We start from the raw sequence: 20,000 nt of genomic DNA, 5'->3' as shown, positions 1-20,000 counted from the left end.
CAGCGGGACAGGAGTAGACCCGCGACGGCATCCGACGCATACTCTCCGAAACATGGATCGGGTGCGCTTCGACGGACGGGTGCGCACCCTAGTCGCACAGGCGAGCGGTCATACGCTCGGCGATATTCCTCGCCGATCGGCCCGCCGCCAACCGGACAAGACTGCGATCATCGACGGGGATGTCGAACTGACCTTCGCCGAGTTCGATCATCGGATCGACAGAGCGGCGGCGGCATTGCGCGACAACGGCTTTGCACCTGGCGATCGCATCGCGTTGCTGGCGCGCAACTGCTGGCAGTACGCCGTTCTGGCTTTCGCGACCGCGCGCGCAGCGGTCGTCCTGGTGCCGATCAACTTCATGCTCACCGCCGAGGAGATCGCCTATATCCTCGGCCACAGCCGGGTCAGGGGGTTCGTTGTCGAGGCGGAGCTGATGCCGACCGCTGAGAAAGCGATGCGACTGGGCGGCTCAGTCACGACGAGGGTTGCGCTGCTGCCGGCCGGGCACACGGCTGCAGCGGGCTGGGAAGACTTCGCAGATTGGTTGACGAGTACCGCCGCGGCCCCCAACCCGCGCATCGACGACGACCAGCTCCTACGGCTGATGTACACCAGCGGCACCGAGTCGCGCCCGAAGGCGGCGATGCACTCCAGCCGCAGCCTGATGTGGCAATACGTGAGCACCATCGTCGCCGGGTCGATGTCCGGTGACGACATCGAGATCCACTCGCTGCCGCTTTACCACTGCGCACAGCTGGACAACTTCCTGGCCACAGATATCTATCTCGGCGCTACCAGCATCATCCTGCCCCGTCCGGACCCCGAACTTGTCCTGCGCACCATCGCACGCTATGGCGTGACGAATTACTTTGCGCCACCGACGGTATGGATCAGCCTGCTGCGCTGCCAGATCTTCGACGAGGTGGATCTGTCCAGCCTGCGTAAGGGGTACTACGGCGCCTCGGCGATGCCCGTCGAGGTCCTCAACGAGATCCGGACCCGGCTACCAAATCTGAGGTTATGGAACTTCTACGGTCAGACCGAGATGGCGCCGCTCGCGTCGGCGCTCGGGCCAGATGAGCAGGACGCCCACGCGGGTGCGGCCGGCCGCCCCGTGGTCAATGTGGAGACGACGATTCTCGACGACAACGACATCCCGGTGGCCACCGGTGTCGTCGGCGAGATCGCCCACCGCAGCCCGCATTTGATGCTGGGCTACCTAGACGATGCCGAACGGACTGCCGAGGCCTTCCGCGCCGGCTGGTTCCATTCCGGCGACTTGGGCTACTTCGACGAGCACGGCCTGCTGCACGTCGTCGACCGCAAGAAGGACATGATCAAATCGGGTGGCGAGAACGTGGCCAGCCGCGAAGTTGAGGAAGTCTTGTACCGACACAGCGGGGTCCAGGAAGTCGCGGTATTCGGCTTGGCGCATCCGGTCTGGGTGGAAGCCGTGGCGGCGGCGGTGGTGCCCCGCGACGGAGTCGCCGTGACAGAAACCGATCTGCTCGTGCACTGCCGGGAGCATCTGGCCGGATTCAAGACGCCAAAACGCATTTTCTTCGTCGATTCACTGCCGAAGAATCCCAGCGGCAAACTGCTTAAACGCGAACTGCGCGAAGGCTTCAGCCTTGACGAGCGGTTGTCGAATCTGCGATGAGCCGGCCGATCCCTCCACCTTCACACCGGAATGACGAAGATCCTTTTCATGGCGCCGGTACGGTGTTCCACTGACCGGGCATCCGCGGTGTCATCAGGGCCGCACCAGGGTTGACTCGCCGACATGAGCAAAGACGTCACGCTGCCGGAACTGCAGGAGTTCATCGGCAGCTTCTGGTACCACTACGACGAAGCGCACTACGACGAACTGGCCGCGAGCTACGCCGAAGACGTGCACTACCTGACCCGCAGCGATTCCGGAGCCAGCCCGTTCGAAGACTTGATGTCACCCGAACTGCACGGCCGTGACGCGGTGATGGAGTGGCTGTCGGAACATCGCAAGCAGAGCCCATACCCGCTCCGCCACCACGCCACCAATGTGCACCGCACCGGAACCGACGGTGACGTTACCCGCGCGCGGTTCTACATCCTCGTCAACCAAATCGCCAACTTCGTACCGTTCACGGTGTCCAGCGGCGTCGTCAACGTCGGCGTCCGGCGCGAAGAGACCGGGCTGGTGTTCACCGAGATGGACGTCGTGCTCGACGCCACCGACTCCGTCCTACTGTCGGAGCTCGCCGCCGACAGCGCCACAGGTTCGTGAGCGCACGCGCAACATTCTCCGGCGGTGTCGCCGTCATCACGGGGGCCGGCGCCGGGGTCGGCGCGGGAATGGCGCGATACGCCAGCCGCCTGGGCATGGCCGTCGTCCTTGCCGACGTCGATGCCGTTGCCATCGCCGCGCTGCGCGACGAACTTTGCGAAGCGGACGGCACGGCGGTAGACATCGTGTGCGACGTGACCGACCCGGACGCCGTCCAGAAACTCGCCGACCGGGTCTACCGCGACGTCGGCCCGGTGCGGCTGCTGGTGAACAACGCAGGCATCGAGCAGTTCGGCTACCTATGGGACACCCCAATAGCCAACTGGCGGCGCGTCGTCGACATCAACATCAGCGGCGTCTTCCACGGTATCCGCGCATTTCTGCCGAAGATGATGGCCACCGACGAGGAAGCCTGGGTGTGGAACCTGTCGTCGGTCGGTGCAGTACGCGCAATCCCGTTGCAGGCGCCCTACATCATGAGCAAACACGCGGTGCTCGCGTTGACCGAGTGCCTGCATCTGGATGTTCAATTGGCCGGGCACGGCCACCACATCCACGTCCAGGCCGTGCTGCCCGGCGCGGTGGTCTCCAACATCTTCGAGGCGGCCGGCGGAGTCGGCCCTGACGCCAGCGATGCCGGTGCCGCCGAGGCGCAACGCTCCGCCATGCTGGACATCAAGGCCGCGGCAATGGATCCGCTTGCGGCCGCTGAGACGTTGTTCGAGCAGGCCGCCGAGGGAAGGTTCTATCTACTCACCCAGCAAACCGTCGCATTGGCCATGGCAGACCGCGCGAATGTGCTTGCTGCACAACGACCTCCGGTGCTGAGGTGACGCCGGCACTCGATCCCGACGCCGCCGCGCGAGTGGCGTCCTTCGGAGCGGTCCCACCGATGCGCCAGCGCGGATTGGCCGCGGTGCGAGCCGCGGTCGAATCCGCGCCACTGCCCGATGAAATGCCCGCGATGGCCACCATCGGCGATATGACGATACCCGGCCCCGCCGGATCGATTTCTGTCCGGATCTACCGTCCCACAGACGATTCCGTTCTGCCCGTGCTGGTCTACTTTCATGGCGGTGGGCTCGTCATGGGCTCCAACCACTCGTTCGAACCGCTTGCCCGCGAGTTGGCGTCGGCGTCGGGCGCCACCGTCGTGGCCGTGGACTACCGGTTGGCGCCCGAGTCGCCGCCCCCCGCGCAGTTCGACGACGCCTACGCCGCGACCGAGTGGGTATCACGGAACGCACGCGGCCTCGGTGTCGACTCCGACCGAGTTGCGGTCGTCGGCGACAGCGCAGGCGGGTCCCTGGCGGCCGCGGTTGCGTTGGCCGCACGCGACCGGAACGGGCCGGAGATCTGTGCGCAGGTGCTGCTGTATCCGGGCTTGGATCGCGACATGACCGCTCCCTCGATCATTGCGCTGCCTGATGCACCGCTGCTCGCACGCGACGACATCGACTACATGCATGCCCTCGCCGACGGCAACACCGGTCCGCCCCGCGACCCGTACCTGGTCCCGGCCTACGCGTCCGATCTGTCCCACCTGCCGCCGGCGGTCGTAGTGACTGCGGGCTGCGATCCGATCCAGGACTGGGGTGAACGGTACGCGGCCCGGCTCCGAGAAGCCGGCGTACAGACCACCACCACCCGTTATCCCGGCATGTATCACGGCTTTCTTATGCGCTCTGACGCAACGGCGCGGGGCCGGCTGGCCGTCGCCGAGATCGGCGCGCTGCTGCGAGCGAAGTTCGCGCACCCGATCCGATTCGACGTCCCGATCACCGGACAGGGCGCCGCCGCGGGGCACTGACGCCGCGCACAATCACGCCAACGCAGAATTGGCAGAAGGAGACAGCTGATGCTCAGCGACGAGCGACGGATGGAGCTTTCCGACGTGTTGCGGCCAGCGGCACCCCCTCGCGAGATCGACAACGTCTACACCGAAGACCAACGCGAACGCCTGCTCGATGTCGTGCGTACGGAGGGCCCGTGGAAGTTGATCATTGCGCAACACTTCGCGTCCCCCGAGGAACTGATCGCCACGATGAGCGGCGCCTTCCCCGAAGGCTTCGAGCCGTCGCTGGACCTGTTCATCACGCCCACCTTCCGCGGCTACCTCGCCAACTATGGCGCGGTGCTCTACCCCCAACTGCACGATTGTTTCTACAACGCGCGGTTCCTGGAGATGGCCAAGAGCTATTGGAACGCGCAATACGCCAAGCCGCAGCTGATGCTGTTCAACATCAACGGCCCATGTGCCAATCGTGATCCGGGGCATCTGGATTCACCGAGCTTCCGCGGCGTGCGATACGAGAACGCGCCGACATGGCTCACCAGCGTCATGGGCAAATCGGGCCTCTTCCAGGATTACCTGATCAAAATGGCGCAGGTAATTACCTGGTTTTCGTTGGATGCCGGCAGCGGCTTCACCTATTGGCCAAACGGTCCGCTGCAGCCCCCGCAGCGAGTCCTGCCGCCAATCAACAACCGCGGCGTGGTCGTGCAGAACGAGATGATGGTGCACCGCGGCGAGGCGAACGGGCCACTAGACCAACAGGTTCCGGCTGGTTTGGCCTTCGACACGGTTTTCACCGGCGATCCTGACGACCGCGACCACTGGCTGCTGAAGAACGGCGACGACGTGATCGCGCGCCACCACACCGACGAACTGCGGTTCCTGGTGCACTGGTCGGCCGAGGTGTTCTCGGATTTCGACGAGCTCAAGAAGAACATGGAAGGCTCCGACGACCTGACCCCCGAGCGGGCCATCGACACCATGGTCAAGGACGTCAATGCTCAGGGCATAAAACTTGCCATGCCGGACGACCCACTGCACGACCCTGAGTTCATCCGCACCCTCAACGCGGCCTATGACTTCGGCGGTCCGTCGCACTATCCGCACGAGGCGCCGATCAGCGCCTTCCAGCCGGCCTGAAATGACGAAAGGCACTGCATGCTAGATCGATTCGACGACCGCAGAATTATCATCACCGGCGCGGGCTCGGGCATCGGGCAGGCCACCACGCTGCGACTGCTCGACGAGGGCGGCACCGTAGTGGGATATGACGTTTCGCCTGACGGCCTGGCCCTAACCACCGCGGCGGCAGAAACCGCCGGCACGGCTAAACGGTTGAGCACCGAGATAGTCGATGTGTCAGTCGAAGACGCGGTCGTCGGCGCGGTGAGCCGTGCCGTCGACGATCTGGGCGGCCTCGACGTGTTGGTCAACGCCGCTGCCATTCAGCGCTGTGCCAACACGCATGAGCACACGCTGGACGATTGGAACCGCACGTTGGCGGTGAACTTGACCGGCACTTTCCTGATGATCCGCCAGGCGTTGCCGGCTCTGCTGGAATCCGGCCGCGGTGTGGTCGTCAACTTCACCTCCACCGCAGCGTCTTTCGCGCATCCCTACATGGCCGCGTATGCCGCCAGCAAGGGTGGAGTGTTGTCGTTGACGCATTCTTTAGCCCTCGAATACTCCAAACAGGGGCTGCGCGCCGTCAACATCCAACCGGGCGGCGTCGCCACTGCGCTGGCGCTGAGCACCCTCGACAAGATGCCCGCCGACTACGACATCGGGTTGTGGGCCAAGCAGACACCGTTGCTGCACGGGAGAGCCGACGCCATCCTCGGCGACCCGAGCTCCGTCGCGTCGGTGATCGCCATGGTGGCTTCCGACGACGGTGCGTTCATCACGGGCACCGAGATCCGGATCGACGGCGGCGCGCACGCCTGAGGACCAAGTAAGGAACTGATGGTCACGAGTATTCACATCAGCCGGACCGGCGGGATCGCAACCGAGCGAGCGACCCGCGCTGATGACGAGTATTTGCGATATCGACTTGACGTGTTTGCCGCGGGCGCCGCGGACGTCGTGCAGTCTGCCGGGGGTTGGCTGTTTGACCGGGCCAGGGCGGGTTGGTCGGTGTCGGTATTGCTAGCGCGCGGCTGCGATACCCGGCCGCTACGGATCCTCGGGCTGCAGGCTTTGGACCTCAACTCGAAATCGGCGTTGGAGTTGGTCTCGACAGCCAGCCGCATCCCGGGGCACAGTTTGGCCGTCAGCGCTGAGGTCCTCACCGGGGATGTTCGCATCCGCGAAACAGTGTTCAAATTCCTGGACCACCAGCTGACCGAAGTGGCGCTGTGGGGTGAGGGGTGGCCGATCGGGGTCAATCGCACGATGGCCACCGTCCAGCATGTGCTAAGCCCGGCGGCGCGGGTGTTCAAGGGCTACGCGCTTGCAGCTGCCGGCAGCCCTTGCGACTCAGTCGATCCGATCGAGACGCTGCTGTGCGACGGCGATGAACGGTGGCGCACATGACTGACATCCTCCACGAACGACTGACGGCGTCGGTGCGACGGCTCATTGACGTCACCATTCGCAGCGAGGCCGACGAAGACACCGTGGCGCAGGCCTTGGCTCTGGTCGACCAAACCGTCGAGCTGCTGAGCACGCGACTCATGCCTGGATCGTTCGGTGTGCGCACCAACCCCGACGGTGAAAACGTGGTTTGGGGCAATGTGGCCGTCGGGCTGCGTAACCCGATCGCTCCGCCGCTAGTCGTCCAGCACGACGAGGCGGGCGGCGTTCATGCCGACGTGCACCTTGGCGCCGGCTACGAGGGGCCGCCGGGCCACGTGCACGGCGGGATGTGCGCTCTCATCCTGGACCATGTCCTGGGCGCGACGGCACACCAACCGGGTAAACCCGCCTACACGGGCACCCTCACGGTGCGCTATCTGCGCCCCACCCGGCTAGGTGCGTTGCGAGCCGAGGCGCGAATGGAGCGGATCGATGGCACCAAAACATATGCGGTCGGGCAACTCCGTAACGTCGACGGCGTCTCGGTGGAAGCCGAGGGTGTATTCATCACGCCACGGGAACACAAGGGTGTGGACGGGTCGCAATCCCCTCCAGCGCCGTAAATTACAGTGGCACCCTTGCTATTTCATCCACGATAGCTAGGTCGCCGTGTCGCACCGCCTCGGTTATCGACTCACTTAGCGCTAAGCACGCCAGGAACACACCAGGGCCGTGCGCAGCTACCTTCTGAGCTTCGGCACGCTCGGCGCAACGCGCCGTCGCGTCGGCGTTCCACTGCACACTGGTCTGGTTCCAGCTGCTCTTGCGAGCCAACACGCGCGCGCCGCAACTGCGGCACACGACTGGCATCATCGGCATTTCGTCGAGGCGATTGTCCTGCTGGACAGACGGATCAAGCCTCATCAGACCGAACCGGCTCCCTGCGCCGCCATGTTGGCCTCGATCTCTTTCATCCACGCCTCGCAGGGTCGGGTGGTGTCCAGCTCAAACTCGAAGCGGTCCACCATATCTGGTTGCACATCGGCGACGTCGACGTAGAACTGCTGATACCAACGCCGCAGCTGGTAAACCGGGCCGTCCTCCTCGACCAGCAGCGGGTTGTCGATGCGCGCCTTGTGCCGCCAGATCTCAACATCCTGCTCGAAGCCCAGCTTCACGAAGTCGCCGAGATTGATCGCCGCCTCCGCGGCCTGATCCCCGGGCAACGTGTCCGTTTTCTGCACGATGATGCCGTATTGCAGCACAAAAGAATTCGAGTCAATCGGATAATGACAATTGATCAGGATCGTCTTCGCATCACCGTCCTCATAGTGATAGGTCAGATCGTCGATCATGAAGGACGGGCCGTAGTAGGACGCCACCGACGTGGTACCCAGCATCTGCGACCCTTCGGTACTCCCCAGGTCGGGGCGACTTCCGCCGTTCATGTACTGCGTCGCCACATGGCCCTCGAAGATGTTCTTGAAATGCGTGGGCAACGAGCCGTGGATGTAGAAGAAGTGCGCCATATCCACGACGTTGTCGATGATTTCGCGACAGTTGCTATGCACGACTGTGGTGTACCAGTGCCAGTCGGTCCAGTCGTCGCTGGTGGCGCCCTCGATGCGCGGGATGGCGACTTCCGGCGGCGGCGGTTTGCGCTCGGGGTCGTTCCAGACGAACAACATGCCGTCCTGCTCAAGCGTGGTCCACGCTTGTGTGCGGGCCAATTTTGGTGCGCGCCTGCTGTAGGGCACCCGCTTGCAGCGGCCGTCGCCGCCCCAACGCCAGTCGTGGAACGGACACGCGATCTCGTTGCCCTTGACCTCGCCCTGCGAGAGATCACCGCCCATGTGCCGGCAGTAACCATCGAGCACACTGATGTTGCCGTCGCCGCCCCGGAAGACGACAAGCTTGTGCCCGAACGCGTCGATCGCGTGCGGCTTGCCGTCACCGAAATCTCTGATCAGGCCCAGGCAGTGCCAGCCGCGGGCGAAGCGGGTCGGTGCGGCCTGCGCTTCAATAAGCCGAACGGGGTCGGCCTCAGTCTGCGACGTCATCGCCATGATCTAACTCCCCCGGCCCGACCTGTGGCAGCCGCTTGTTCCACTCATCAGGACGGGTCTTCCTGCGTCGCGCCGCCCCGGCCTACCGTTCTCACCGTGACTGCGCACAGCACGACCATCCCTGCCGGACTTCCGGTGGCCGACACGACCGTCGACCTCTTGGTTGTCGGCTCAGGCACGGGCATGGCCGCAGCGCTGGCGGCCCATGAACTCGGGCTGTCCGTGCTGATCGTGGAAAAGTCCTGCTACGTGGGTGGCTCGACGGCGCGGTCCGGTGGTGCTCTCTGGCTCCCCGCCTGCCCGGTGCTGCGAGAGGCCGGCGCCGACGACACCACGGAGCGCGCCAGTGCTTACCTGGATTCGGTGGTCGCAGGATCGGCGTCCCGACAGCGTTCGTCCGAGTTCTTAGCGCACGTGTCCGCGACGGTCGAAATGCTGCGTCGGACGACCCCACTACGACTGTTTTGGGCTCGGGACTACTCCGACTACCACCCCGAGGAGCCCGGCGGCAGCGCGGCGGGCCGCACCTGCGAATGCCGCCCCTTCGATACCTCGATTCTCGGCGAGTACCGTGCCCGGCTACAGCCCGGCGTGATGGAATCGAGCGTCCCGATACCCACCACAGGCGCCGACTACCGCTGGATGAACCTGGTTGCACGCGTACCGCACAAGGGCATTCCGACGTTCGGCAAGCGAGTGACGCAAGGCGTCGGCGGGCGGCTGCTCGGCCGGCGTTACGCCGCCGGCGGCCAGGGCCTGATGGCCGGGCTGTTCGCGGGTGTGCTGCGCGCCGGTATCGCCGTGTGGACCGACACCGCGCTGCTGCGTCTCACCGGCGACGGCGACCGCGTGACCGGCGCTGTCGTGGACCATGACGGACGCGAGGTGACCGTCACCGCCCGCCGTGGCGTGGTGCTGGCTACCGGTGGTTTCGACCACGCCATGGATATGCGGTGGAAATTCCAGTCGGAGTCGTTGGGCGCCAACGTAAGCCTGGGCGCGAACACCAATACCGGCGATGGCATCCGGGCGGGACAGGAATTGGGCGCCGACCTCGATCTGATGGATCAGGCATGGTGGTTCCCCGCCGTCGCGCCGCTGCCCGGTAAGGCACCCGCGGTGATGCTGGCCGAGCGATCACTTCCGGGCTGTCTGATCGTGGACCAAAACGGCCACCGGTTCGCCAACGAGTCGGCGGACTACATGTCCTTCGGCCAGCGGTTGCTCGAGTTGGAACGGGCCGGAAGCCCGGTCGACACGATGTGGATCATCTTCGATCAGCAATACCGCAACAGTTATGTCTTTGGTGCCGTGCTCTTTCCGAGGATGCGGATTCCACAGGCGTGGTACGACGCGGGCATCGCGGTGCGCGCCGACAACTTCAGCGCTTTGGGCGAGCACATGGGTGTTTCGGTATCGGAATTCTTCCAGACGATGACTCGCTTCAACCAAAACGCCGCTGCCGGTACGGATCCCGACTTCGGTCGGGGCCGCAGCGCCTACGACCGCTACTACGGCGACCCGACGATCAAGCCGAACCCCAACCTGCGTCCGTTGATCAAAGGCCCGTTCTACGCGGTGAAGATGGTGCTGTCCGATCTGGGTACCTGCGGCGGACTGAGGGCAGACGAGCGCGCGCGGGTGCTGCGCGAGGACGGCGGCGTCATCGCCGGGCTGTATGCAATCGGCAATACCGCAGCCAATGCGTTCGGCACGACCTATCCAGGCGCGGGCGCGACCATCGCGCAGGGGCTGGTGTACGGCTACATCGCGGCCCGCGACGCAGCGGGCTAAATGCGCTCCGGGGCCCGACGCCGCAGGGCCAGCCCGCCCTCGAACGGCCGGTAGCCGAACGCGGCGGGCGCCCGATAGCCGGTGTCCTCGAGCCGCGTATGCACCTCGGCGACCGTCGGACCGATCTTGGCGGCGACCGGTGCCAGCGCATCGAGGTCGAACCGGTACAAACGGCCCGCGTTGCCGCCCAGGATCTTTCGGCAGTCGTCCTCGGACCTGTCATGCAACGCCCAGCGGATGGCCAGCTTGGACTGGGGCGCGAAGCCCTCCTCGTGGGGATAGTCGCTGCCCCACATGATGTGGTCAGCCCCCATGAAGTCGATCATCGCCGCGTCAAACGGTGCCAGCTCGCTGGCCAGGTAGCAGTTGCGCTTGGCGTATTCGCTCGGGGTCATGGTCAGTGCGTCGACCGACGACCCGCCGAACATCCCGTAGGTGCGGTTGTGAGCCTCGGATTTCATGGTGGGCACCATGGCGTCGAGCATCGCCAGTTGCGGAGGAACCCACAACGTGCCCTGCTCCGTCGGTACGAACCGCAGCGTCGGGTAGCGCTCAAACACCCCGGCCAGGATCAGGTGGCCGAGCGTCCGTTGGGCCCACAGCGCCATCTCGGTGATCAGGACCGCGTTAGACGCCGGCTGGTCCATCGGCATCTCGGGGCTACCGGCCCCCGCATGCTGCACCACAGTCAGGTCCAGTTCCGTGCAGAGTGCCCAGATCGGCTCGTAGCGGGTATGGAAGAGCGGGGCCACCTGAGGGTCGCCGGGCGATACTGGCGGGATAAGCACGCCGCCGAAACAGTCCTGCTCCGCGCCCCAGCGGATCTCCTCCAAAGCCAGATCGACATCGTTGGGGAAGACCTGAATCAACCCGCGGCGGCGGTCCGGGGCCAGCGAACAGAAGTCGATCTGCCAGCGATTGTGGGCCTGCACTCCGGCCCACCGCTTCTCGAGCTCGTCACGGGTCCGGGGCAGGCTGATGGTGATGTTGGGAGTGGTCGGAAAGAACGGCGGGACCGTGTTCGGCAACAACACCTCGGCGGCCACCCCGTCGGCGTCCATCTCGGCGATCCGGAGATCGTGATCCCAGTTTCGGTCTGCAGTGGCGATGATCAGGTCGTCGAACGGGCTGACGTATTCCTTGGCCCAGGCATCAAACTCGTCGTGCAGGCGGGCGGGCAGATACTGCCTGTAGTCATGGAGATCCGCCCCGGCGTGGGTGTCCGTCGAGATGACGACGTAGCGATCGATCGTGTCCCAGCTTGCAGCCATCGGTCCTCCGTTGTTGCAAATGTACTCGCTAGGTTCCGGGCCGGCCGAACCGCTAGCGACGGCTCATCTCAGTGAGCGGGACACTTCGAATCGGCTAGTCCGCCGCGCGCTTGGCCTCGACCTGCTTCTCGACCTCACGCCAGTAGCCAGGCGTAGGGCGGGGTCTCCCGAAACCCCCCTTGGCGGCCTTCGCGATGACGGCGTCGGCCTCGTCGATGTCCTTCATCAGTTCCAGTGCGAACTCACGCTCTGCCGCATAGTATTTCGCCGCCCAACGCAAGGCGATCACCGAATACGCCCAGGCGGGTTCGGCCTCGGCCCCCTCGGCATCCTCGATCGCTTTGCGATGCCGGGATTCGGCGTACGCCACGTGCTCCTGCAACAACTCCTTGAGTCGAGCTGGGTTACTGAGATGCCCGAACGTCACCCGCAGCAGCACGCTGTGCTTGAGCACCGGCGGGTCCACGGGTGCGTCGTTGGTCCACTCGGTGACGGCTTCCATGCCGGCCGGGGTGATCTTGTAGAGCCGGCGGCTGCGGGTACCCTCGTCGCGTTCGACGCGGGATGTCACCAGTCCCAGGCCCTCGAGCTTCTTCAGCTCTGTGTAGATCTGGCTGTACGACGGGCTCCAGTAATAGAGGTCGACGCTCCAATCGATCCACTTTTTGAGGTCGTAGCCAGAAACTTCCTCCTCGTAGGACATCATGCCCAGGAGCGCCCAACTGGTAGCGGCGAGTGCCGCCTTCGTCGGGTTCTCGCTGGCAGCGTCCGTCTCGGAGTCCACGCCGCCAGGTTAACAACACAGAACGGAACTTTGCGTGACACTGACCGCTGGCCGGGACACCAGCGATGATGACGGCTTCACCCAAGGTGATCGGTATGGTTCGCTGGCACCATGACCGAATCCGGCCCCACGCGCGTCGCGGTCTATCTCGACTTCGACAACATCGTCATCTCGCGGTACGACCAGGTGCACGGGCGCAACTCATTCCAGCGCGACAAAGCCAAGGGGCTGGACAAGGAGCGTCTCGAGTTGGCGGCCGTCGACATCGGCGCGGTGATCGACTTCGCCTCGTCGTTCGGCACTCTCGTGCTCACCCGCGCTTACGCGGACTGGTCCGCCGACGTCAATGCCGCCTACCACGGCCAGCTCGTGGGCCGCGCGGTCGATCTGGTGCAACTGTTCCCGGCTGCCGCCTACGGCAAGAACGGCGCCGACATCCGCCTGGCCGTCGACGCGGTCGAAGACATGTTCCGGCTTCCCGACCTGACCCACGTGGTGATCGTCGGTGGCGACTCGGACTACATCGCGCTCGCCCAGCGCTGCAAACGCTTGGGCCGCTACGTCGTCGGCATCGGTGTGGCGGGCGCCAGCAGCCGTTCGCTGGCCGCCGCGTGCGACGAGTTCGTCACCTACGACGCGCTTCCCGGAATCCCGACCGTCGCCGCGCCGGCCCCGAAGAACGGCAGGCGCGGCCGAAAGACCAACGCGTCCGAGCCCGACGACGAACCGGCGCCCGCCGACCCGCAAGCCGCCGCCACCGGACTGCTCGAGCGCGCGCTGCGCATCGGCCAGGAGAAGGACGACGCCGACTGGCTCCATAACTCGGCGGTCAAGGCCCAGATGAAACGGATGGACCCGTCGTTCAGCGAGAAGTCCTTGGGGTTTAAGTCATTCAGCGACTTCCTGCGCTCGCGCAGCGATCTCGTCGACCTCGACGAGAGCAGCACGACGCGCATGGTGCGGCTGCACACCGACACCGCATGAGGCACCTCACGCCTGACGGGCTGAGGCTCGCGGTAGCCGGGATCGTCGCGGCCGGCGGCTGTGCGGGAATGCCCAGTGCCGCCGCCGACGACCCGATCTGTTTGGCCAACGTGTGCGCCTTCTATTCCCCGTCGCACAACATCAGCTGCGAGATCGACTACCAACGCGGCGCTGGCATGCCCGACGAAGCCTATTGCCAGACCATGTCGCCGCACAGGTCCGTGCACATGGATCCCGCCGGCGCGTTCACGGTCTGCACGGGTGAAACCTGTTTGGGCAACCCAGGATTGGGCCAGGCAACGCTCCCCTACGGCGAAACCGCCAGCTTCGGCGCGTTCAGCTGCCGGTCGGAGGTAAGCGGGATCACCTGCAGGGTCGCCTCGGGCCGCGGCTTCACGATCTCCAGCTCGGGAATCACGCCCGCGGGCTGACTCACCTGATGTGCAGTCCGCGCTTGCGGACCCACAGGACGGCCAACACGGTTCCCGCCGCCCAGACGGCCAGGGCGATGCCGAGATGCACGAAGCTTTTCGTGTCGCGGCCGAACACCGGCCCGATCGCCGCAGGCACCTGTGTCCACAACACTTTGTGTTCGACTCCGCCCATCGGGTCGGCGACGTAGTACAACGCATAGGGCAGGGCCAGGGCGAGAATCCAGGCGCCGGTACGCCGCCAGTCACGGCGATCCTGCCACCGCTGCAGCAGCGGCTCGGCACCCACCGGGAACAACACGGAGATCAGGTTGCCGACGCCGAGCCAGGTCACTATCGGAACGGCGACGTTGGGGATCGTCTGGGCCAAGTGCCCCGGCGTTTGCTTCCACAACGTCAATGCCATCGCCATCGCCAAAGTCGGCAGTCCCACGATCACAATCAGGGCCAGGTTCTTGATCAACAGCACCCGCCAAAATGACACCCCGTCCGACAAGCCCTTTGCGACGCGGTGGTGGTCAGCGCCGAGCAGGTTGGTCGTGGTGACGTCGGCCAGCACGAACGAGGCGAAGTAGGTGCTGATCAGGACCACCCAGTCGAAGTGATGGTGATGGTAAAACCCGGCGTGATGGTAGTGGGAGTGGGTCTGGTGATGGGCGGGCGCGGTCAGGTGCTGCACCACCAACCACGCCACGGCGAGCACCAGGTTGGCCAGCACCCCCGACAGCCAGATGCGCGGCGGGGTGAACGCCCAGCGAACCTCGGACCGCAACGCCGACCACGGACCCTTGCCGAAGTCTTCGGCGGCCCGTTCGGCGGCCACGCGATGAGCGGGCGATGCACTCATCGAGGCGCGCAGCGCGCCGCGCACGGGTTGGCGTTTGGGCCTACTCAACTCGGACATCCGCTCCACCGTAGCGTCCGGGCACCGGCGCCGCGGCGCGCTCAGGCGGGCGGCGCGGTGGCGACGATCGTGTCCTGCCCGGTCTGCCACGCACTCGTGAAGGTGGCGACGGGGATTTGCTCGTCGGCGTGGTCGACGCCGGGGTCGCTGAGGTGAACGATCTGCTTGTTGGTGTCGATACCAGTGATTTCGACGTAGTGATCGGCCTTGGTGCGCTGGTCGGTGCTGTTACCCGTTTGGTCGCCGATGATCGTTGAATTGACCCAGGCGATGACCTTGCGGCCACCACCGAGATACTGCTGCAGCTGCTCCATACTGGTCTGGTCGCCATAGGTCATCGCCGATTTGATGCCGAAGTGGTCGAGCAGCACGACCAAATCCTCAACGGAGACACCGCCATTGGCGCCCTCATGGCTCGGATCGTTTGAGGCCGCATAGATCATCGTTCCCGGGTTGACGCTCGATGGGGTGCTCTGCGCCAGCGTGATCATCTCTTGCTCGCTCGGCTGGTTACCGGTGCGCTCGCCGACGATGTAAGACACGGCCATCAGCCCGCAGTTGTCTTCCTTTGACTGCGCACGCCAAAACTTCACCGCCGCACCCGGGTCGCCGTAGACGCCGGGACCGGCGGTTGGCTGCGGGGTTGACGGCGAGTTGCTGGGCGCTCCCTCGGCAGCCGGGGACGCCGCGTTGCTGGTTGCAAGGGACGGTGCGGCGCTGGTGGACGACGACGTCGACGACGTGCCCGATCCGCACGCTGCCAGAGCCGGGGCGGTGGCGATGACAAGGCAAACAACCACCGCGGCAGCACGTGTCGCGATGAGGGTCCGGGCATCCGTTTTGCTGATGGGCATAGTGAACCACCGTTTGACCCGCCGCGCACTTGCTAGAACGTGTTACAGTTTGCCGACTTCGCGTAAGGAGGCTCCCATGGATGCCTACGTGATATGGCGTGAACGGTAAACGCGTCGTCGTAGCGGGATTGGGAGACGTTGGTCTGCTGACCGCGATCCGCCTGGCCGGCCACGCCGACGTCGTCGGAATCTCGGCCAAACCAGCGTTGGTGAGCGGCCAGGAACTCGGCGTACGCCTCGCCCGTCCGCACGACTGGGCCCGCGACTACTGGATTCCCTTCGACAGATTCCGCCGGCTGGACGGGGTCCGGACCGTTCACGCGACGCTGACCGGCGTGGACCTGGCCGCCCGAACGGTCCATGGGCGGCGCGACGACGGCGCCACCATGACGGAGGCGTACGACGCGCTGGTCATCTCGACCGGGGTCACCAACGGCTTCTGGCGGCAGCCGACACTGCAGTCGGCCGCTGAGATCGGCGCCGGCCTGCGCGCCGCACACGATCGGCTGGCGGCGGCCAACTCGGTGATCATCGTGGGCGGCGGCGCGGCCGCGGTCAGCAGCGCCGCCAACATGGCAACCACGTGGCCCGCCAAGCGGATTGACCTCTATTTCCCTGGAGAGCGCGCGTTGGTCGCGTACCACCCGGGGATTTGGCAGCGCATCCGAGGCAGGCTGACCGACCTCGGCGTGGGGGTGCATCCCGGGCACCGCGCCGTGATCCCGGACGGCTTCGAGGGCGACGAGATCACCGGAGAACCGGTCAGCTGGAGCACCGGACAACCCCCGGCTCGCGCCGACGCGGTGCTGTGGGCGATAGGCCGGGTGCAACCCAATACCGATTGGCTGCCGGCGGACCTGCTGGACGAACACGGCTTCGTGCGAGTGACGCCCGACCTGCGCGTGCCCGGTCATCGCGGCGTCTTCGCGGTCGGCGACGTCGCCGCCACCGATCCGCTGCGCAGCTCCGCCCGCAATCGCGGGGATGCCCTAGTGGCCCACAACATCCGCGCCGAGTTCGCCGGTCGAAAGCTGCGCACCTTCCGCACGCCGGGGCGGCGTTGGGGATCACTGTTCGGCATCCAGCCCAACGGGTTAGAGGTTTTCTTCCCCACCGGCAATGCATTCCGCTTCCCGTCATGGTCGGTCGATCGGGTGGTGATGCCGTGGATCGTTCGCTGGGGCATGTACCGCGGGGTGCGCGAAAACAACCATGCGATTCCACTGCGGTCCGAACGGGAACACTGAGCGAGTGGTTGGGACGCAAGCATTCGAGAAATTGGTTGCGCTGCTGAACTATCCGATGTTCGTCGTCACCACGCAGGCCGGTGGCGTCGCTGCCGGATGCCTGGTGGGCTTCGCCAGTCAGGCCAGCATCCATCCGCCCCGATTTCTGGTCGGCCTGTCAACGCAGAACCACACGTTCCGCGTGGCCGCCGAGGCCACCCACCTGGCGGTGCACCTGTTCGACCGCGAGCACCTCGACGTCGTCGAACTGTTCGGCAGCCAAACGGGTGACAAGGTCGACAAGTTCGACCGCTGTTCCTGGCATCACGGTCCCGCTCAGATGCCCATCCTCGACGATGCGGCCGCCTGGTTCGTCGGCGAGATCCTCGATCGTTTTTCCCTGGGCGACCACGTCGGGCACCTGCTGCAACCGGTAGACGGCAGCCCGCCGCACGAACTCGAGCGTTGGGTGTCGTTCGGCGACGTTCAGCACCTGCCGCCGGGCCACGAGGCCTAATAACCGCGGCGCACGGTGCGATCCAGAATGCCCAGCGTCGCCCGTAACGCGCCCTCGGACAACACCGGGAAGATTCCTGCGTCGCGCCACTTCTGATCGATGTTCGACCAGTCGTAAAACGCGGTGACCACCGTGCCCGTCCCGTCGTCGGCCGGCTGGAGGCGGTAGCCGTAGACGTGGCCGATGGGTGGCTTGATCTGGCCCAGCACGGTCCACGCGATTAGCTGATCCCGCTCGAACTCGGTGATGCTGACGGTGACGTCGTATTTGCCGAACTGCGGAAAGTCGTTCAGCGCTTCGCGGTCCATGTGGACGACGAAGGTGTCGCCGACCGCCCCTACCGGGTCGCCTTCGGCGTCCTGGAGCATCCCCGATGAGTCGATCGCGACATGCCCCTGCGGGTCACACAGCAGCGCGAAGATGTCGGGCGCCGGGGCCGGGATGAGGCGTTGGGTCTCGATGCGTTCGGCCATGATTCCTCGCAACCCCCGAAGATGAGATCCAATTACTTTACGGCCATTCGCCGGGGGATCTCGAAAAGATTTTTGCGCCAGGCCGATGCCTTGCGGCCGCGGCGATTTGCGATCGGGCCTGCCGCATTGGGTATACCGTTGGCGCTGGAAAAGTCGCATTAACTGGCGATTAACGTAGCAAGAACGGGGCAGGACACGGCGGCGCAGGGCCGCTTCGGCGCGACCTGCGGGAGGGTGTGTAGCGATGGACTTCGCGGCATTGCCACCGGAAATCAATTCCGGGCGGATGTATGCCGGTGCTGGGTCTGGCCCCATGCTGGCCGCCGCCGCCGCTTGGGACACGCTGGCCGCCGAACTGCGTTCCGCGGCCGGCGCGTATCAATCGGTGATGGCCGGATTGATCGCCGGCCCGTGGCTGGGCCCCTCCGCCGCCTCGATGGCGGCCGCCGCCGCCACCAGCGCGGCCTGGATTGACGCGACCGCCGCGCAGGCCGAGCAGACCTCCGTCCAGGCCAAGATGGCGGCCGCCGCCTACGAGACCGCGTTTGCGGACACGGTGCCCCCGCCGGCCATCGCGACCAACCGCAGTTTGCTCGCAATGCTGGTGGCCACGAACCTCTTCGGGCAGAACACCCCTGCCATCGCGACCACCGAGGCCGAGTACGCCGAAATGTGGGCCCAGGATGCCGCGGCGATGTACGCCTACGCGTTTTCGTCGGCGTCCGCGACCACGCTGTCGCCGTTCACCCAACCGCCGCAGACCACTCGACCGACTGGGCTGGCCGACCAGGCCGCCGCCGTCGGCCAGAGCACCGGCACCGCAGCCGGGAACGTGCAGAGCACCGTCTCTTCGCTGGCCGCGGTGCCCAACGCGCTGACGGGCCTCGCCGCCCCGGCCGCGGCCGACCCCCCGCTGTCGCTGTTTGACGTGATCAGCCTGCTGGGCAGCCTGAGCTCAATCTTTGTCGACCCGGAAATCGGCGCGGCGGGGCTTGCCGTCGGCACGGTGGCCTTGCCCTTCGATACTGTGAGTGCCCTGACCGGTACCCACACCGACGAGATCGTCAGTGGCTGGGCCGGCATCCAGGCCTGGCCGGGCAACGCACCCGTGCCGCCGACGCCGTTCCCCGTGATCACCAACCTCGGCGGAGGGACGACGGCGGCGTCGGCGTCCCTGGGTGGGGCGAACAAGATCGGCGCACTGTCGGTGCCCGCCGGATGGACCGCCGAGGCCGCCCCGGCGGTGCGGCCCGCCGCGCTCGGGTTGCCGACGACCAGCGCCGGCGCCGCGCCCGACGCCGCGCTGACCATTGGCACCGGAAGCCCGCTGGGCGACATGGCCGTCGGGGCGACGGCCAGCCGAGCCCTCAGTGGCGCCCTCGGCACGGGGCGCCGGGAACGCGCCAAAACAGCTGCCAGTGGCACGGAGTCGCTCGAACGAGGCGGCGTCGTGAAGGGAATCGCCGCCGAGCTGCGGGAGCTGGCCGAGCTCCGCGACTCGGGAGTGCTGACCGAAGAAGAATTCCTCGAGCTGAAGCGACGCCTCCTCGGCCGCTGACCGGCCGGACGCGCTCGACAGGCGACGAACCGCGGACCTTCCTATGATGAGGGGGTCCGGGGTGAAGCTTTCATCGAATCGCATGCGCGACATCACCTTCAGTCCACGTCGCCGAAATTCTCCCGGGAGCTCTACAGGAGGACCATCGGCGTGAGCAGTGCTAACGACGAGCAGGATTTCCGCAATCTGGCGGTGAATCGACTGCGGCCCAGCGAACTTCACTGGGCGCTCAATCATGACTCGGTGCACGGGATTGCGTATGCGTTCCGGCACCCCGTCGCCGTGGCTGAAGCCACTGACGATCCGAACGACGACAGAAAGACCTACCTCGTCCGGGTCCGCCGCGATGACCTGGCGAACGCGCTGGGAAAGATCAACGACTGGATCACCCAAAATCCGGGCCCCGCCGGCATGCACGCCTACGGATTTGTCCGGGCCCTGTCCCGGGAAGGCCTCAGCGAACGCAGAACCGGCGGCGAAGAACACCGCTAATCCGGCACGCTGGCATTCTCCTCATTCACCGTGCCCCGCGGTTGCCCAAACCATTAGCCTTATGCCTGGCACGC

The 20,000-nt window shown here is 65.7% G+C and carries 22 protein-coding genes; 15 read left to right on the top strand and 7 right to left on the bottom strand.

Annotated features, from left to right (window positions below):
- Window positions 1-52 precede the first annotated feature (52 nt).
- The 8 genes from A5747_RS07685 (at window position 53) to A5747_RS07650 (ending at window position 7,195) form a co-directional block, all read left to right on the top strand.
- Entirely contained in the window at window positions 53-1,660 is a 1,608-nt protein-coding gene (locus tag A5747_RS07685; protein WP_076123053.1) for an acyl-CoA synthetase, read from the top strand.
- A gap of 123 nt (window positions 1,661-1,783) precedes the next feature.
- On the top strand, window positions 1,784-2,263 hold the full coding sequence (locus A5747_RS07680) for a nuclear transport factor 2 family protein (RefSeq protein ID WP_076123052.1): 480 nt from the start codon (window positions 1,784-1,786) through the stop codon (window positions 2,261-2,263).
- Window positions 2,260-3,096 (top strand): SDR family oxidoreductase, encoded by an 837-nt coding sequence (locus A5747_RS07675; protein WP_076123051.1) that lies wholly within the window; start codon window positions 2,260-2,262, stop codon window positions 3,094-3,096. Before A5747_RS07680 ends, A5747_RS07675 begins: the two co-directional genes overlap by 4 nt.
- On the top strand, window positions 3,093-4,073 hold the full coding sequence (locus A5747_RS07670; RefSeq protein ID WP_076123050.1) for an alpha/beta hydrolase: 981 nt from the start codon (window positions 3,093-3,095) through the stop codon (window positions 4,071-4,073). Before A5747_RS07675 ends, A5747_RS07670 begins: the two co-directional genes overlap by 4 nt.
- A gap of 48 nt (window positions 4,074-4,121) precedes the next feature.
- Window positions 4,122-5,198: a hypothetical protein gene (locus A5747_RS07665; protein WP_076123049.1), complete on the top strand. Its 1,077-nt coding sequence runs from the start codon at window positions 4,122-4,124 to the stop codon at window positions 5,196-5,198.
- A gap of 18 nt (window positions 5,199-5,216) precedes the next feature.
- Window positions 5,217-6,002, top strand: coding sequence for an SDR family NAD(P)-dependent oxidoreductase (locus A5747_RS07660; protein WP_076123048.1), 786 nt, complete (start codon window positions 5,217-5,219; stop codon window positions 6,000-6,002).
- Between the two features lie 15 nt (window positions 6,003-6,017).
- A complete protein-coding gene (locus A5747_RS07655) occupies window positions 6,018-6,590 on the top strand; it encodes a hypothetical protein (RefSeq protein ID WP_076123047.1) in 573 nt (190 codons plus the stop codon).
- Window positions 6,587-7,195 (top strand): PaaI family thioesterase, encoded by a 609-nt coding sequence (locus tag A5747_RS07650; RefSeq protein WP_076123102.1) that lies wholly within the window; start codon window positions 6,587-6,589, stop codon window positions 7,193-7,195. The genes A5747_RS07655 and A5747_RS07650 overlap by 4 nt, the downstream gene beginning before the upstream one ends.
- 1 nt (window position 7,196) lies before the next feature.
- On the opposite strand, the gene A5747_RS25415 is transcribed toward A5747_RS07650, so the two are convergent.
- Together A5747_RS25415 and A5747_RS07640 are read right to left on the bottom strand one after the other, a co-directional pair.
- Entirely contained in the window at window positions 7,197-7,496 is a 300-nt protein-coding gene (locus A5747_RS25415) for a ferredoxin (protein ID WP_076123046.1), read from the bottom strand.
- The gene (locus A5747_RS07640) at window positions 7,496-8,632 is read right to left on the bottom strand and encodes a Rieske 2Fe-2S domain-containing protein (protein ID WP_076123101.1); all 1,137 of its coding nucleotides are present in this window, start codon (window positions 8,630-8,632) and stop codon (window positions 7,496-7,498) included. Before A5747_RS07640 ends, A5747_RS25415 begins: the two co-directional genes overlap by 1 nt.
- Window positions 8,633-8,734: 102 nt before the next feature.
- On the opposite strand from A5747_RS07640, the gene A5747_RS07635 reads away from it, so the two are divergent.
- The gene (locus tag A5747_RS07635; RefSeq protein WP_076123045.1) at window positions 8,735-10,432 is read left to right on the top strand and encodes a 3-ketosteroid-delta-1-dehydrogenase; all 1,698 of its coding nucleotides are present in this window, start codon (window positions 8,735-8,737) and stop codon (window positions 10,430-10,432) included.
- Here the strand turns inward: A5747_RS07635 and A5747_RS07630 are convergent.
- A complete protein-coding gene (locus A5747_RS07630) occupies window positions 10,429-11,703 on the bottom strand; it encodes an amidohydrolase family protein (RefSeq protein ID WP_076123044.1) in 1,275 nt (424 codons plus the stop codon). The two genes, A5747_RS07635 and A5747_RS07630, sit on opposite strands and share 4 nt — an antisense overlap.
- 94 nt (window positions 11,704-11,797) lie before the next feature.
- On the bottom strand, window positions 11,798-12,487 hold the full coding sequence (locus A5747_RS07625) for a PadR family transcriptional regulator (protein ID WP_076123043.1): 690 nt from the start codon (window positions 12,485-12,487) through the stop codon (window positions 11,798-11,800).
- A 111-nt stretch (window positions 12,488-12,598) separates the two neighbouring features.
- On the opposite strand from A5747_RS07625, the gene A5747_RS07620 reads away from it, so the two are divergent.
- Together A5747_RS07620 and A5747_RS07615 are read left to right on the top strand one after the other, a co-directional pair.
- Window positions 12,599-13,471 carry an NYN domain-containing protein gene (locus tag A5747_RS07620; protein WP_076123042.1) on the top strand — a complete coding sequence of 291 codons (873 nt, stop codon included), beginning with the start codon at window positions 12,599-12,601 and terminating at the stop codon, window positions 13,469-13,471.
- Window positions 13,468-13,902, top strand: coding sequence for a hypothetical protein (locus tag A5747_RS07615; RefSeq protein ID WP_142245484.1), 435 nt, complete (start codon window positions 13,468-13,470; stop codon window positions 13,900-13,902). Before A5747_RS07620 ends, A5747_RS07615 begins: the two co-directional genes overlap by 4 nt.
- A 1-nt stretch (window position 13,903) precedes the next feature.
- On the opposite strand, the gene A5747_RS07610 is transcribed toward A5747_RS07615, so the two are convergent.
- Both A5747_RS07610 and A5747_RS07605 read right to left on the bottom strand, forming a co-directional pair.
- Window positions 13,904-14,749, bottom strand: a complete 846-nt coding sequence (locus A5747_RS07610; RefSeq protein ID WP_076123099.1) for a hypothetical protein — start codon at window positions 14,747-14,749, stop codon at window positions 13,904-13,906.
- Between the two features lie 98 nt (window positions 14,750-14,847).
- Window positions 14,848-15,660 carry a C39 family peptidase gene (locus A5747_RS07605; RefSeq protein ID WP_083700221.1) on the bottom strand — a complete coding sequence of 271 codons (813 nt, stop codon included), beginning with the start codon at window positions 15,658-15,660 and terminating at the stop codon, window positions 14,848-14,850.
- A gap of 98 nt (window positions 15,661-15,758) precedes the next feature.
- Between A5747_RS07605 and A5747_RS07600 the strand changes: the two genes are divergently transcribed.
- Together A5747_RS07600 and A5747_RS07595 are read left to right on the top strand one after the other, a co-directional pair.
- Window positions 15,759-16,907, top strand: coding sequence for an FAD-dependent oxidoreductase (locus tag A5747_RS07600; RefSeq protein WP_076123041.1), 1,149 nt, complete (start codon window positions 15,759-15,761; stop codon window positions 16,905-16,907).
- Between the two features lie 55 nt (window positions 16,908-16,962).
- Window positions 16,963-17,403, top strand: coding sequence for a flavin reductase family protein (locus A5747_RS07595; protein ID WP_369805030.1), 441 nt, complete (start codon window positions 16,963-16,965; stop codon window positions 17,401-17,403).
- Here A5747_RS07595 and A5747_RS07590 read toward each other — a convergent pair.
- Window positions 17,400-17,876, bottom strand: coding sequence for a polyketide cyclase (locus A5747_RS07590; RefSeq protein ID WP_076123039.1), 477 nt, complete (start codon window positions 17,874-17,876; stop codon window positions 17,400-17,402). The two genes, A5747_RS07595 and A5747_RS07590, sit on opposite strands and share 4 nt — an antisense overlap.
- Before the next feature lie 244 nt (window positions 17,877-18,120).
- On the opposite strand from A5747_RS07590, the gene A5747_RS07585 reads away from it, so the two are divergent.
- Together A5747_RS07585 and A5747_RS07580 are read left to right on the top strand one after the other, a co-directional pair.
- Window positions 18,121-19,434 carry a PPE domain-containing protein gene (locus A5747_RS07585; protein ID WP_076123038.1) on the top strand — a complete coding sequence of 438 codons (1,314 nt, stop codon included), beginning with the start codon at window positions 18,121-18,123 and terminating at the stop codon, window positions 19,432-19,434.
- A 192-nt stretch (window positions 19,435-19,626) separates the two neighbouring features.
- Window positions 19,627-19,926, top strand: coding sequence for a hypothetical protein (locus A5747_RS07580; RefSeq protein WP_369805029.1), 300 nt, complete (start codon window positions 19,627-19,629; stop codon window positions 19,924-19,926).
- Window positions 19,927-20,000 lie beyond the last annotated feature (74 nt).

It is taken from the genome of Mycobacterium sp. IS-836, assembly GCF_001954275.1.
In the GTDB taxonomy this organism is placed as follows: Bacteria; Actinomycetota; Actinomycetes; order Mycobacteriales; family Mycobacteriaceae; genus Mycobacterium.
The sequence above is the reverse complement of the archived record's forward strand: the minus strand, read 5'-3'. Positions and strand labels throughout refer to the sequence as shown.

What these genes read in the sequence shown, in the direction of transcription:
- A5747_RS07615 (WP_142245484.1), top strand. Translation starts at nt 13,468, where the DNA reads ATGAGGCACCTCACGCCTGACGGGCTGAGGCTCGCGGTAGCCGGGATC.
- A5747_RS07685 (WP_076123053.1), top strand. Translation starts at nt 53, where the DNA reads ATGGATCGGGTGCGCTTCGACGGACGGGTGCGCACCCTAGTCGCACAG.
- A5747_RS07595 (WP_369805030.1), top strand. Translation starts at nt 16,963, where the DNA reads ATGTTCGTCGTCACCACGCAGGCCGGTGGCGTCGCTGCCGGATGCCTG.
- A5747_RS07680 (WP_076123052.1), top strand. Translation starts at nt 1,784, where the DNA reads ATGAGCAAAGACGTCACGCTGCCGGAACTGCAGGAGTTCATCGGCAGC.
- A5747_RS07665 (WP_076123049.1), top strand. Translation starts at nt 4,122, where the DNA reads ATGCTCAGCGACGAGCGACGGATGGAGCTTTCCGACGTGTTGCGGCCA.
- A5747_RS07630 (WP_076123044.1), bottom strand. Translation starts at nt 11,703, where the DNA reads ATGGCTGCAAGCTGGGACACGATCGATCGCTACGTCGTCATCTCGACG.
- A5747_RS07605 (WP_083700221.1), bottom strand. Translation starts at nt 15,660, where the DNA reads ATGCCCATCAGCAAAACGGATGCCCGGACCCTCATCGCGACACGTGCT.
- A5747_RS07610 (WP_076123099.1), bottom strand. Translation starts at nt 14,749, where the DNA reads ATGAGTGCATCGCCCGCTCATCGCGTGGCCGCCGAACGGGCCGCCGAA.
- A5747_RS07585 (WP_076123038.1), top strand. Translation starts at nt 18,121, where the DNA reads ATGGACTTCGCGGCATTGCCACCGGAAATCAATTCCGGGCGGATGTAT.
- A5747_RS07640 (WP_076123101.1), bottom strand. Translation starts at nt 8,632, where the DNA reads ATGACGTCGCAGACTGAGGCCGACCCCGTTCGGCTTATTGAAGCGCAG.
- A5747_RS07620 (WP_076123042.1), top strand. Translation starts at nt 12,599, where the DNA reads ATGACCGAATCCGGCCCCACGCGCGTCGCGGTCTATCTCGACTTCGAC.
- A5747_RS07590 (WP_076123039.1), bottom strand. Translation starts at nt 17,876, where the DNA reads ATGGCCGAACGCATCGAGACCCAACGCCTCATCCCGGCCCCGGCGCCC.
- A5747_RS07660 (WP_076123048.1), top strand. Translation starts at nt 5,217, where the DNA reads ATGCTAGATCGATTCGACGACCGCAGAATTATCATCACCGGCGCGGGC.
- A5747_RS07650 (WP_076123102.1), top strand. Translation starts at nt 6,587, where the DNA reads ATGACTGACATCCTCCACGAACGACTGACGGCGTCGGTGCGACGGCTC.
- A5747_RS25415 (WP_076123046.1), bottom strand. Translation starts at nt 7,496, where the DNA reads ATGAGGCTTGATCCGTCTGTCCAGCAGGACAATCGCCTCGACGAAATG.